Source organism: Photobacterium sp. 270122K, assembly GCF_059941365.1.
Window position 1 is genome coordinate 239,746 of sequence record NZ_JBPOEN010000008.1, and the last position, 13,495, is coordinate 253,240.

At 54.2% G+C, this 13,495-nt stretch carries 15 protein-coding genes; all 15 read right to left on the reverse strand.

The features are described from left to right. Nucleotide 1 precedes the first annotated feature (1 nt). Complete coding sequence (locus ACSF8W_RS16000) at nt 2-442, reverse strand: MshP protein (RefSeq protein WP_500848209.1); 441 nt, start codon at nt 440-442, stop codon at nt 2-4. After that, nucleotides 432-1,199 (reverse strand): PilW family protein, encoded by a 768-nt coding sequence (locus tag ACSF8W_RS16005; protein WP_500848210.1) that lies wholly within the window; start codon nt 1,197-1,199, stop codon nt 432-434. The genes ACSF8W_RS16000 and ACSF8W_RS16005 overlap by 11 nt, the downstream gene beginning before the upstream one ends. Beyond that, nucleotides 1,199-1,966, reverse strand: coding sequence for a type IV pilus modification PilV family protein (locus ACSF8W_RS16010; RefSeq protein ID WP_500848211.1), 768 nt, complete (start codon nt 1,964-1,966; stop codon nt 1,199-1,201). Before ACSF8W_RS16010 ends, ACSF8W_RS16005 begins: the two co-directional genes overlap by 1 nt. Next, nucleotides 1,950-2,486, reverse strand: a complete 537-nt coding sequence (locus tag ACSF8W_RS16015) for a prepilin-type N-terminal cleavage/methylation domain-containing protein (RefSeq protein WP_500848212.1) — start codon at nt 2,484-2,486, stop codon at nt 1,950-1,952. Before ACSF8W_RS16015 ends, ACSF8W_RS16010 begins: the two co-directional genes overlap by 17 nt. 90 nt (nt 2,487-2,576) lie before the next feature. Then, nucleotides 2,577-3,044 carry a type II secretion system protein gene (locus tag ACSF8W_RS16020; protein WP_428476461.1) on the reverse strand — a complete coding sequence of 156 codons (468 nt, stop codon included), beginning with the start codon at nt 3,042-3,044 and terminating at the stop codon, nt 2,577-2,579. Nucleotides 3,045-3,074: 30 nt separating this feature from the next. Beyond that, the gene (locus ACSF8W_RS16025) at nt 3,075-3,653 is read right to left on the reverse strand and encodes a prepilin-type N-terminal cleavage/methylation domain-containing protein (protein ID WP_500848213.1); all 579 of its coding nucleotides are present in this window, start codon (nt 3,651-3,653) and stop codon (nt 3,075-3,077) included. Nucleotides 3,654-3,693: 40 nt separating this feature from the next. Continuing rightward, on the reverse strand, nt 3,694-4,170 hold the full coding sequence (locus tag ACSF8W_RS16030) for a hypothetical protein (protein ID WP_500848214.1): 477 nt from the start codon (nt 4,168-4,170) through the stop codon (nt 3,694-3,696). After that, nucleotides 4,151-5,371, reverse strand: coding sequence for a type II secretion system F family protein (locus tag ACSF8W_RS16035; RefSeq protein WP_500848215.1), 1,221 nt, complete (start codon nt 5,369-5,371; stop codon nt 4,151-4,153). Before ACSF8W_RS16035 ends, ACSF8W_RS16030 begins: the two co-directional genes overlap by 20 nt. Nucleotides 5,372-5,420: 49 nt before the next feature. Then, nucleotides 5,421-7,124 carry a GspE/PulE family protein gene (locus ACSF8W_RS16040; RefSeq protein WP_500848216.1) on the reverse strand — a complete coding sequence of 568 codons (1,704 nt, stop codon included), beginning with the start codon at nt 7,122-7,124 and terminating at the stop codon, nt 5,421-5,423. 2 nt (nt 7,125-7,126) lie between these two features. Continuing rightward, a complete protein-coding gene (locus ACSF8W_RS16045) occupies nt 7,127-8,443 on the reverse strand; it encodes a tetratricopeptide repeat protein (RefSeq protein ID WP_500848217.1) in 1,317 nt (438 codons plus the stop codon). Between the two features lie 4 nt (nt 8,444-8,447). Beyond that, nucleotides 8,448-9,296: an ExeA family protein gene (locus ACSF8W_RS16050; protein WP_500848218.1), complete on the reverse strand. Its 849-nt coding sequence runs from the start codon at nt 9,294-9,296 to the stop codon at nt 8,448-8,450. Between the two features lie 3 nt (nt 9,297-9,299). Beyond that, a complete protein-coding gene (gene mshL, locus ACSF8W_RS16055) occupies nt 9,300-10,928 on the reverse strand; it encodes a pilus (MSHA type) biogenesis protein MshL (RefSeq protein ID WP_500848219.1) in 1,629 nt (542 codons plus the stop codon). Between the two features lie 17 nt (nt 10,929-10,945). Next, the gene (locus ACSF8W_RS16060) at nt 10,946-11,293 is read right to left on the reverse strand and encodes an MSHA biogenesis protein MshK (RefSeq protein ID WP_500848220.1); all 348 of its coding nucleotides are present in this window, start codon (nt 11,291-11,293) and stop codon (nt 10,946-10,948) included. Beyond that, nucleotides 11,286-11,927 (reverse strand): MSHA biogenesis protein MshJ, encoded by a 642-nt coding sequence (locus ACSF8W_RS16065; protein WP_500848221.1) that lies wholly within the window; start codon nt 11,925-11,927, stop codon nt 11,286-11,288. Before ACSF8W_RS16065 ends, ACSF8W_RS16060 begins: the two co-directional genes overlap by 8 nt. Beyond that, on the reverse strand, nt 11,924-13,408 hold the full coding sequence (locus ACSF8W_RS16070) for a PilN domain-containing protein (RefSeq protein ID WP_500848222.1): 1,485 nt from the start codon (nt 13,406-13,408) through the stop codon (nt 11,924-11,926). The genes ACSF8W_RS16065 and ACSF8W_RS16070 overlap by 4 nt, the downstream gene beginning before the upstream one ends. Nucleotides 13,409-13,495: the final 87 nt, after the last annotated feature.

The following is a 13,495-nucleotide window of genomic DNA, read 5'->3' on the forward strand; positions in this document are numbered from 1 at the left end:
CTTATTCAATCTCTTTCGCCCACGCTTCTTGCACACGCGTTGTTGCGTAAGCGCCGGTGCCGCAGGTGGCGGAACTGACTAACTGAAAACGCAAGGCGTCCTGACCCGTGGCATCCTGATACGGCAACGCGCTGCATGTCACCGTCACCTGCTGGCAGGAAAACGCGGCAGCCGACAAGGTGTACGTTTTACACGCTGCCGCATCGGCATCGTGACGGCCGAGGGGGAACAACTGGCTGAGCACATATTCATTGCCCGAATGGGCGGCATACCATGCCCGGGAGGCAAACACTTCATGCGTGGTGGAGGTTTGACTGGTACTGTCGATCCGGATCATCGCCGCCGCCAATAACCCCATTACGGTGATCAGAAAAATTGCCACGATCAAGGCACTGCCGCGCTGGCGACGATAAGACACCGAGGGACGTACACTAAAGGACATTTAACACCTGCACCGTATGCTCATAACGAAAGGCCTCATCACTGCGCGGGTCAACCGTACGCAAACGCACGTGCACCATGCCGTTGTTTTCCAACCCGGCACTCAAGGCGGTGATCTCAAACATCGCCACATGGTTCATGATTGGCGTCGCGGTGCTGGCTTGCTCCCGCACCAATTGGTGGCCCCTTTGACAATAACGCACTGCATCACCATAAACGTAAACGCGCTGCGCTGGCGAACGGGAGACCAACGGCTTAGCTAACCGTACCCACACTTTTGACACATCACCATTATCATCCGGCGTCACACCTTGAATCCGAAAATCAGGGTTAGCGTACTCTGCAGCATTTGCAAGGCCAACGGCCAAGGCTAAGCTTCCTTTCGGTAACGCCACCCAGTCATCCACTGAACCGAGAGTCGGCACCACCTGCAACGGCTGCGCATCCGCCGCACCCACGTAAAAACCGGCGGCGATAATAGGACGAAACGCGATGCAATGCTGCCCATTGGTCACCTCTCGAGAGGCACTGCTCGGCGCAGCATGGCGAAGCTCACGGGTCATTTTTTCCAGCGCAAAGCGGGCTTCACTTTGAAAGCGCTCCCGGCTGACGGTACTGACATACCCTTGCGCCCCCCATTGCAAATAGCTGCCAATGCCCAGCACGATAATGCCAAGAATCACCAGTGAGACCACCATTTCAATCAGGGTAAAGCCGCTCAGTGCCGAACGTGACTGGCAGGATTTGCACTTCGCCATTAGTAGTTACTCCGGTAAGCAACCACGTCATACTGACCGTAGCGGCCCGCATCCACCGTCACGGTGATCCGCTTGTGACGCCGTGCCTGTTCCAGTTCCTGTGCAGCACTCTGCCCGTTCACAGGCTGTAAGCCGGTGTCGTAACGCACATCCACGGTGACGGTCATGTTCTTGTAATCGTCCAAGCGGCCACTGTGGTCATCGAGCAAAGTTTCAATGAATCCCCGCCACGGATAGCGCGCAGCGTCATCACGCTGTTGGCATAAAGACAGCTCTCCCCAACAGCCGTGAAAGTCATCCACATCATTGGCCACCGAGGTCACCAAGCCATACCCCAAAAGCTGATGATTGATAGGGTCGACATACTTGAAATACTCCACACTGTCGCCATCTGCATCGGCTTTATCGCGAGGCCACACACCGTTCGCCTCCGGCACGCTGCATGCGACAGGATCGCCTTTGGCATTCGCTTCACCACAACGTACGCGGCTGTCACCATAAGGATCAGAGAATTCATCAAACTGACGGGCAAGCATTTCATTGAGGAAGGCATTGGCGATCGCAGCCGCGCGCGCCTGATAATACGGCGTAGCAGAACGCTCAGCCTGCGGAAACAGGAAACTGGTCATCGTGACCATAGCGATAGCCAAGATCACGATGGCGACAATGCTTTCAATCAGGGTAAAACCACGCGACGCCGTGATGCGGGAAACTATCTTACGGGAAGAGGCATATGAACGAGGCACCGGACTAAATCGCGCAGTCATTGATCAGCCCCTCGGCGTTAATGCACAACATGGCATTTTCACCATTGCGGGCGATAATGGTGATTTCACAACGATTGGGGGTACAGGCGCGTAGGAACGGGGTTGTCTCGACCGTCATTGGGCGACCGAGCCAATCAAAATGCAAGGTCATGACATCACCGGAGAGCATCCGATGTGATGAGGGAACGGAAAACGTCACCTTATCGTGCGTCGTCGACAAACACGATGTAGCAGCAACGTTTGTTTCACAGACGGGTGAACCCAACACATTCTGGCCGATATACAGACCAATATGCTCCGGCACAGCATTCGGGGTTAACACCACATCCATTCCTTCACGTTGGATCTGGCGCGCTAACGCAATGGCTTGGTCACGCACCACGATGGCATCAAAACTGCTGCGCCCGATCAGGCGTGACGAAGCGGTGACCGCCAGGATCCCGAGCAGGATCACCACCACTATCAGTTCAATCAGCGTAAAGCCGTGTTGTACGGCTCGAGGAGCAGGATGAAGGGGCATGAATCACCCGAAAAGAAGTGAACCTATTGCCATAAGCCACCACCGATGATGGCTTCTGGCAATAGAGCTCCGAAGAGCTCTATATGGCAATTAATTAGTAGCTGCGTTACAACCAGCACCAAAAGTAATTTCGGTTTTAGCTGGCGTATTCTCATCAACCGCTTGTGTATAAGTCACAATACATTGACCTGCAGAAGCATTACCTTTGTAAGTATATGCAATCTTATTACCAGTAATAGAAGTATCATGCTTCCAATCATCAAGACCGTTAACAACCTTATTCAAAGCTGCGGATGTTGCTTGTGGATAACCAAAAGCAATAGGAATTGCACCTTGAGTGGTGGTTGCTGAACTAACCGTTTCTTGCCCTTCAATTGCAGCACGACCATACGTAATCGCTGCCGCACCATCAATCGCGCCTTTCAGGCCTTGTAATGAGCTTGCGCGCGCATCATCTTGCAGGTTCAAAAAACGTGGGGCAGCGGTCACGGCCAAAATACCCAGGATCACGATAACCACTACCATCTCAATCAGCGTAAAGCCGCCTTGACGTTTCATAACATTCTCCATTTACATTCAATAGTACGCTTAGCGTATGTCAGTCTGCACCAAACCCTTGGCAGGCTGGTAAGTAAAGTAATGACCCGAGGTCACATTGGTAGAGCCACTGCCATCACTACCGGCAGAGGCCAATTGGTAGTAACGACAAGCATTCTGGCTGTCTTCAACGACAAGATCGGTAAAGAACAGAAAATCGCCCTCAGGTACATCGGCGGCAACGCGGGTGACTTTAGGCGGGTTTTGCAACAAATTGTCCATCAGAGCCACGCAATCATCCGCGGTCATCGATTCCACGGTTTTACTGGACAAAGCGATCGGGTAACCGATGCTGGGAGAGGGCACATCACTGGCTTGGGTCAGGAAGAAATCGGTGCCGTCATAACTGACGCTGTTACGGCCTGCCGTTTGTGGACGCCCATACGCTTCCCACTGGGCACGCACAGATAGCACCGCCGTGGCATACCCACCCGCGACACCTTCAATGGCGGCTTTCTTGGCTTCATCTGTCACGTTCAAAAAGCGCGGCAAGGCAGCCACGGCCAAGAGACCGACCACGATGATCACAATCACCAATTCCACTAACGAGAAACCCGTTTGCTTTTTCATTCTTCCCTGAGCCCGATTTTAATTTGTCAAATCAACACCTCTACTCTTGGAAGGGCGTCAAAAAATTGCTGATGAATATTGTCTCATTTTCATAAAATAATGCCACACCTTTTCCACCTTCAAGCTGGTAATAACACGAATTATAATAGATTGATCTCATTTCATTTTCTTCAACAACTCGTACGTATTTAACCGGTTGAATACGGGATGAGAGCAAACCCCATGTTTCACTGCAGTCAATCCGTCCATTTCGGGATATAACTGGCCATCCTTTTTTCGTAAAGGAATAACGAACACCTTTTAGCGATGCTGTTGCGGGCTTGTTTTCAATTTCCCATTTTTGACGCAAACTGACCGCGCTACGCCACAATGTCTGCGTCAGCAATTTGACACGCGTGGCGTCTGTCGCCTGTTGCAAACGGGGCCATTGGGCGAATAAAGCCGCTACGATCACCACAATCAGCAACAACCACACCATCAACGGGGCATATTCCCGTTTAAGCGCCGCGCGCGACATCGAGCAGCCCCCACATCGGCAAGAAGATCCCCAAGGCCAACATCAGCACCATGCCCGCCACCACCAGCAATAACAGGGGTTCAATCTTGGCCGTCAGGGTTTTGAGATCGTAATCCACTTCTCGATCATAGAAGTCGGCCGCTTCGAGCAGCAGTTCGTCCACCTGACCGGTTTCTTCCCCAACCGCGATCATTTGCAGCACTAACGGGGTAAAGACGCCAGATTGGCTGGCGGTATTGGCAATGCTGTTACCCCCTTCAATCCCTTGTTTCATTGCAATTAAACGGTTTTCCAAATAGCGATTGCCTAGGGCTTCCGCTGACATCTGGATCGCTTGGTTCAGCGGCACACCGGCACTAACCATCAAAGAAAAGGTCCGGGAAAAGCGCGATAGCTGAGCGCGATTGATAATATCCCCCACAATCGGTGCTTTCAGGCGCCACCGATCCCAACGCTCACCGCCTTTAGGGGTTTGGCGCCATAACCGCACACCCAGCCAACTGGCAATCATGCCGCCAAGCATCAGCGGCCAGTAATTGACGAACAGGTTCGACGAGCCGATCAGCATGCGGGTGGGCAAGGGTAAATCGACGCCAAAGCGGCTAAACATAGAGGAGAACTGCGGGATCACTTTGATGTTCAGCACCGCCATAGCGAGTAAAATGGCACTGATCACAAAGGTCGGGTAACGCATGGCCGATTGAATTCGGCGGCGGGTTTCCACTTCCTGCTCGTAATACTGCGCCAATTGCAGCAGCAAGGTATCTAAACGACCGGTGTTTTCACCGACACTGATCATCGACACAAACAGGCCAGAGAAAACCCGTGGGTGCATTTTCATCGCGGCTGACAGGGATTTACCGTTAGTCAACTCAATCACCACCGATTCCAAGGCGCTTTTGAGCAGCGGATGACTGGCGCTTTGGCTCAAACCGCGCATCGAGCGTAGCAGCGGCACGCCGGCTTTGGTCAGGCTATACAGCTGGCGACAGAAGATCACCAACACATCGAGCGGGACCGGGCGCTGAAACAGTTGCGACCAATCCATATTCATTGCCTGCGCGGGGCGAACGCGGATTTCCAACGGGATGATCCCTTGGCGGATCAAGTTATCGCTCGCCGCATCGGCGGAGGCGGCATCAATCTGGCCGCGCAGCAGTTCACCTTTGCTGCCACGGCCACGGTAAGTAAAGACCGGCATGGTTATGTCCTGCTTCGTTTTCGGGGGTCTATGTGTGTCTTACTGTCGGTTACGCGAATTCATCGCCTTCACCCAGTATCAATACTTCTTCAATGCTGGTGATCCCTTCGCGGGCCAAGACCATTGCGGACTCCACCAAGGGCTGATAGCCCTCAGACAGGCGGGCTAACTGACCAAACAACACGGTATTGCCGGCTCGCAGGGCGTCCATCATTTCAGGGGTCATTTCCAACAATTCAAACACCCCGACGCGTCCACGGTAGCCGGTAAAGTTGCAACTCTGGCACCCGCGGCCACGGTGAAAACGCTGTAGCCTCGCCTCTGGAAAACGGGCGGCTAACCACTGCTGTTGTGCGGGTTCGAGCGTGGCTGGTTCATGGCAATCACGGCATACTCGGCGGATCAGACGCTGCGCCAGCACGGCACGCACCGCACTCGCGACCAAATAACCGGGCGCTTCCATATCGATCATCCGTAAGGCACTGTCGATCGCATCATTGGTGTGCAACGTAGACAGCACAAGGTGACCGGTTAATGCCGATCGCAAACCGATTTCCACGGTTTCCTGATCACGCATTTCCCCGACCAAAATGATATCGGGATCCTGACGCAAAAACGTACGCAGAATGGTCGAGAAGGTCAGGCCGATCTTGTTGTTCACCTGCACCTGATTCACACGAGGCAAACGGTATTCCACCGGGTCTTCGGCGGTGATCAACTTTTTGCCCGGCTTGTTCAATTCATTCAACGCGCCATACAAAGTAGTCGTTTTGCCCGAACCGGTTGGCCCGGTCACCAGGATCATGCCGTGAGGGCGGCGTAATTGGCGACGGAAGCGCTGCAGAATATCGGCGGGCATACCGACCTGATCCAAACTCAGGATCCCCGCCGATTGGTTCAACAAACGCATCACCACCGACTCGCCGTGTTGCACGGGCATGGTAGACAAACGTACATCCACCGACTGGCCGCGCACTTTCAGGTTGAAGCGACCATCTTGCGGCAAACGCTTTTCTGAAATGTCTAAACTGCTCATCAGCTTCAGGCGCAATACCAGCGCCGAGGCCACCCCCGATTCATTGATCAGGGTTTCATGCAGCACGCCATCGATCCGTTGACGGATCCGCAATACATCGCTGTCAGGTTCGATATGAATATCCGACGCACCGACTTGAATCGCATCTTCAAACAGCGAGTTGATCAACTTCACCACGGTGACATCGTTGCTGTCATCGTCGTCAAGGCCAAAGCTATAGTCCGCAATGTGCTGATGCTCGGCCTGCAACTGCTCGGCAAATGAGACAATTTCTTGGGTGCGGCGATAATAGCGATCAAACGCAGCAATCAACTGACGCTCAGGCGTGACCACCAATTCGACCCGGTAATCCCCCAATTGGTTGTACAAGGCTTCTTGCGCCGCGAGATCGGCCGGATCACTCATGGCGATCCGCACCGTGCCGTCACGCTCACCAATGACCAAGGCACGCAAGCGACGGGCATGCACTTCAGGCAATAACGTGACCGCCTCCAGATCCACCGAGACCCGGTTAAGATCCACCAACGGAATGTCTAACTGGCGTGACAAGAACTGCAGCATTTGCTGCTCGCTCAAGAACCCCATGCTGATCAGGGTATCGCCCAGTTTACGGCCGCTCGACTGCTGGTTATCCAGCGCTTGCTCTATCTGCTCGGCCGTGACAATGCCTTCTTCTATCAGCAGATCCCCGAGGCGTTTGCGTAATCGGATTGGCACGGTTATCCCTTCTTGCTGGCCAGCACCGCTAAGCGCTGCTGAATAAATTGTTGTGATTGGTTGGAAATTTGCCCCATCAGCAAGGCTTGCTGATAGGCATGACGAACCTTGTCCGTCGAGACCGGCTTGCCTTCTGTTGCTACCGAATGTTGGGCTTGGCTGCGCTCCAAGGCGATGCCCAAGCCCATCCACCAGCGACCGTCATACGGGTGATCCGCGACCAAGCGCTGATAGCTGCTCAGGGCCAATGCCGGTTGATGCAATTGCTGAGCGAGCGCCCCGCGCATGGCCAGATAGCGGCTGTTGCCGTCGGTCGGTAGAGCGTTCAAGACACTCAATGCCGCCTGCTGTTGCGACTCATTGACCAATAATTTGGCCAAGGTTACGCGCAATTCAGACTGGCCACTATCAAGCTGCAAGCCCTGTTGTAACACCGCCATGGCACGGCGCGTGTCTTGACGGCCATAATACAATGCCGCCAGTTTTTGACGCGCGATCACCCAGTGAGGACGGTATTCCAGTGCCGCTTCCAAGGCCGTCATGGCTTTGCGGCTGTCCCCTTGCTTCAGGGCTTTTTCAGCTTTTTTGTATTCGAGTTGCGCCAAGGCGTCGGCGTCAAGCTCCACGGTTTCAATGGTTAATCCCGCAGGCGAAGTCGGCGTATTTTCTGCTACCTGTTCTGTTGCTTTTTTAACGGCCTTTTCTGCCACCCTCGGCAGAGAAGGTGCCGCTGGCTTCTCTACAATCCGCTTATCGACACTCGGCTTATCGACACCCGGCTTGTCCACCGAGAGAGCTTTCAAGGCAGTTTCTTTGACCACGGGTTGTTCCACAGGAGATGGCTTCACCGCCAGTTTGTCTGTGGTGGCTTCTTCCTCGGTGACGTTTTCTAAAACAGGTATCGCGACGTCCATAGCTTCAGGCGCAGCTTCAGTGGCAACAGCAACCTCAACCGGGAGCGCAGTCTGCGGATCTATTTGTGAATCACTTTGTGCATCGCTCTGCGGAGCAATGGATCGCTTTGCAGGCAAATCTATAGGTTTCGTCGCTACTGCCGTTTGAGTCGGTATTTCCGCCGATGTTGTTGACTGTGCTGTCATCGAGAGCGCAGACTCGACAGGTGCCGTTTCCGTCCGGCTTGGCGCAGATCCCAACCACCAGCCGATCACACCCGTCAGGCTCATGGCCAATACACCCAGTCCCAGCCAACGCCATGAAACAGCACGGGGCAACGGCTTGATGATGGCTGGTTGTAAGTCAGCCAGCATCACACCTTGCTGCTGGCTCAGTGCCTGCAGCTTTTTATTTAATTCACTCATGTGGCTACTGCCATCCCCATAAAACGGGGTACGTCCAGCGCGGCTGGCGCGCACCCACGGTATCTCGTATCGCCATCAGTACCGCAACACGGTTGGCCTCATTCTGCCGATCGCTGCATGTCGCCAGTAAAGCTTTATGGCACAGCTGATTGATCAGCCGTGGGATCCCTTGGCTGGCCTGCCAAATCGCTTTATACAACGCGACCTCAAACAACGGCTGATAGCAGCCGGATTTCGCCAAGCGATGCTCAATATAAGCCACGGTTTCTTCTAACGTCAGCGGTCGTAGTTCACTGCGAAAGGTGATCCGCTGGCGAAACTGGCGCAGGTGATGTTGCGCCAGACGGCTATCCAATTCTGGCTGCGCGAATAACACAATATGCAACAATTTATCTTGTTCGGTTTCGAGGTTGCCCAGCAGACGAATGGCTTCCAGCGCATCATCAGGCAAGGCTTGTGCCTCATCGATCATCACTACCACAGCACGGCCAGCGGCCTTGCGCTGCAATAACGTCTGCTGCAACTGCTCAATCAATCGGGCTTCATCGTTCAATACGACACTCGCCACCCCTAACTCACGCGCCAACGCCAAACGTAACGCTTGCCCCGACGAGGCAGGCGTCGGCAAATAGGCCAGATCCATATGGGCAGGCAGGCGATTGATCAGCATGCGGCAGACTAAGGTTTTCCCCGTGCCGACTTCCCCGGCGATCTGAATGATCCCTTCGCCCATGCGCAAGGCAGACAAGGTGGTTTCAATCGCTTCGAGGTGCGGCGGCAAGGCATGAAAAAGTTGGGTGTTGGGTGTCAGCCCGAACGGGGCTGACACCATATTGAAATGGGTTTGGTACATGGTTTATCCCTCGCTTGGGAACCACTCGTTCACCAAAGCGCGGGAACGTTCAATTTCCTGCTGCCACGTTTGCTCACCGACTACCGTCGGCTTCAGCAAAATGACCAGTTCGGTCTTGGATTGCAGTTTATTCACGTTGCGGAACAGGTGACCCAATGCTGGTATATCACCCAACAACGGCACTTTACTCACCTGATCCAGCGTGGACGTTTTCATCAAACCGCCAATCACCACCACATCGCCCGAGCGGGCATAGATGATAGAGTCCGATTCACGGATAGAGCTTTTTGCTAACGGCAATTTATAGGTGCCGAACGAGTCGCCCAAGGCAATGTCACGCACTTCGGTTTCCACATCGACTACCGCCGGGTGCACATGCAGTAACACGCCGCCGTCGTTGTCGATTTGTGGCGTCACATCCAGCGAGATCCCTGAGAAAAACGGCGTCAGCTCAATGTCTGGTGAGGCACTGCCGCCATCACTGTTGACTTCCCCGCCCGAAATATCGGTCACGAAATACTGATCGCTGCCAACTTTGATCACCGCTTTCTGGTTATTGGCGGCCGTCACGCGCGGGCTCGACAGCACATTGAGATCCCCTTGGGTATCCAAGAAGCTCAACACCGCCTCAAAATTACCGTCTGAGATCGTGATATTGGTTTGCCCGCCCAGCAACGCGGAAATCGCATTGCCCCCCGGCAAGGTATCACCCACCGATGGACGGCCAAAAATCACGTCCGTGCCCCCCAGTGTTTTGGTGATGTTGCTCCAGTTAACGCCTTGCTGATAACCGTCACTCAAGGTCACTTCCATGATCTTGGCTTCCAATACCACTTGGCGTTTGAGGCGTTCTTGTGACATCCCTAAAAAGGTTTTTACTTCACGTAACTCATTTGGGAAAGCACGCACAGAGATCAAGCTGGCTTGTGGCGACACCACAATGCTACGCCCTTCGCCAGCCCCAATCATGGCCTGTACCGCCAACTCTAACTGACGCCAGAAATCACTCTCCGACACGGTTTCAATGGTGGTACCACCAGTGGTCGTACTGCTGCCTTTGCTGTTGCCACTGTCATTGCCGCTATCGCTGCTGCCACCGGTATCTCCGTTGGTGATCGAACCGGTGGTTAGAGAGGTCAATGACACACCACGACGCTGGAGTTGCAAGTAATCCACCGGGATCACTTCTGTACGCAGCGTGGCGGGAAACACTTGAATGATATTGCCCTGACGGGTGGTATGGTAGCCGTAGATATCAGAGACCACACCCAAGACCTCATCAAGTGTTACGTCACGCAATGACAACGACAAACGCCCTTTCACATCGGGATGGATCACCATGTTAAACGGCGTACCTTTCACCAAACTGCCAAAGAAGGCTTTCGCATCCACATTGTGGGCGTTAACGCGAAAACGTTTTTCCATCGGCAACGCGGTGATCGCATCTTGCCCCGCGTTCGTTGGCATCAAATCGGCATTCACAGAATCCGGCAACGCCATCAGCGGCCGACTGTGAGCCTCATTAGCGGCTTGATTCAGGGCCCCTTTCACTGCCACCGGATCGCGGTGTCCCATATTGGCAGCACACCCTGCCAAAGAAGCAATGAGCGCTACTACGACTACTCCACGCATGTTAATCACTTCTCGTTCTACTCTGTTATGACGTTATCGGCGAACAGGCGCAGTCGCCAGTGACGACCGCCTCGTACTAACCGTACCTCATCGTCCGTAATGGTTGACAAGGTGTATCCTTGAATGCGGGCGCCTGGCGCCAGCGTGCGGCCATTTAAAATGGCGTAGCACTGCGATTCCACCGCCTCTTGGCACACAATGCTTTGTAATTGGGGTAAGCGTACCGTCTTCGTTGTTCGCACGGGCGCGGTTGGCGCTTGCCAACTTAACGGCGCTGTAGGGTCCTGCGCCAGGCTCGGCCCACTCATCAGGCATGCCATGGCGATCAGAAGCACGACGTTAAGCCGCGTTAGCGTATTAACCACCGATAAAGTCCTCGCTCTCGCCCAAGGTATAGACCACCAGTTCGACCGTGGCCCACGGGTAGGTTTCCACCTGATAATTCAGGCTTTGCCAGTAATATTTCATCGGCAAGGCTTCCAATGCCGCCAAGTACGCGGTGACATCAAAATACCGTCCGCGAAAGGTCAATTGCAGGGGATGGACGTAATAATCCCGCCCTTTCTCACCGTCCCTCAGCAGTTTTTGCGGCGGTAACGTGGCCAAGTTTTGCAGCGTTAACCGTGAGGAGTGCTGTAGCACTTGCTCCATCATCAACGCCATTTCTGCCGGACTGACCAAGCTCGCGATGCGGTCGCCCAATTGACTATCGAGGGCAGCGCTGTCACGTTGCAACTGTGCAATGTGCTGATCCGTCTCCGCGTTCGGATCGACAGCCAACTGACGGGCTAACACGATCAAGCTATTACGGTGCGTCACTGTGGCATTACGCTGCGTCATCAAGGTGGTTTTCGCCTGAGACAACGCCTGCATTTGCGGTTCGATGATCCCTATCACGCCAATAAACAACAGCGCGACCCACCCCGTCAGGGCGATCAGCCATTGCTCACGCCGTGTCAGGACAGAAAATTGTTCACACACCGTTTGCCAGCGACTCATGAGTCACCGCCTGCGACGGGTGCCGATGTCGACGGATTGGCCTGCAACGTGAAAGTCAGGCGCTGCTGGCTATCGCGCCCCAAGGCCATCTGCACAAAGCGGCGCTCTGCCAAGGCCGGATACTGCTGAAATTGCTGTACCCACGCAGGCACCGCGGCAGGTGTACGGGCAAGCCCCGAGAGACTCAATTGCTGTTCATTCATCTCGATCGCTTGCAGGGAAATGTCTTTGCTGTCGACCTGCGCCAATTGTTGCAACAGGCTGGCATACCCCACGTGAAGGCTATCATCGTGCTGGCTGATCACCGCAAGCACCGCCTGTTTATCGGCTAACTGCTCCGCCAATTGCTCAGCGTGGCGGATTTTCAACAGGCTCGGCTGGCGCTGATTTAAGGTGTTTTTTGTTTGCTGGATATCATTCTGGATCTGCTGCGATTCCCGCTGAGCCAGATCGATGTGTTGCTGCACCTGATGCTGCTGCCACTGCAACGCACCGCTTCCGCCAGCCAACAGCAAGGCGATCACGATCCAGCTGATCAGAATATTGCTTAGCGTCAGCCGGTCGACACTCGGTTTCAGGGCATCGCTGTAGAAGTTGATCCCGCTCTCAGCCGGTTCAATCATCGCCGCATACGCAATACGGAACGCATTGCTGTGTAAGGCCTCGTGGGGCGGCTTCACGGAGACCACGTTGACACTCAGGCGCTCACTCAATGCCAGTGCCAAACGTGGGTCGTCATCCCCATCACAGGAAATCACTAACTGGGTGATCGGTGCATCGCGTAATTGTGCGCTAAGAAAATCGAGCGAACGTTGCAGCTCCAGCGCTAAACCATCAAGCTGCAGCGCGGTATTGATGGCCGTTTCATTGTCAGCAGGCAGCAAGGGCGACGCAAAGCCCCGCAATTGACGCTGAAAGCACAGGCTTTGTTGTTTAAAGGCGGACAATTGCAGATTGTCATGGCCACGGCGATGCAGCAGCAACTGACTTTGCTGTGGGTGCGTTAACTGCCCCCACACCACTTCTTCCGCAGACACGGACAACAGCGAATAACCGGCATCAGTGCAGGCTTGCGCGAGTAATTCAAGAGGACGGCGTTGGGTGCAGAACACCTGCAGGCGTTCTTTCAGTGGCGCGGTAAAGCCATCGGCCACCAAGTCTTGCGGTGATTCATTGACCAGCTCCCGCACCAGAAACGGTAACGCGGTCGGGTATTCTTCGCGGGGCAATTCCGGCTTATCAATCAACATGCTCTGGTACAGACCATGCCCCAGCACCATGCGCAGTGCATACCCTTTTAACGGATGGCGGTCGAGTAAACGGCACAGCGCCTCCGGCCACTCAGTGATCCCTTGGATCGGTTCTTCATCGGTCAGCCATGCAGCCTCAACCTGATAGACCAAGGCCAGCCGATCCGCAAACAGCGCAACACCAGCTACAGAGGATTGCTTTTTCTGCTTTAATACTTTTATTGATAACATTTCAGGCTTCTAAAACAACTCGGTATTGGCGACGACAATGAAACAAACAGGTGCGATTTACGGCTAAAAACTGGAAGGTGCGTCAAG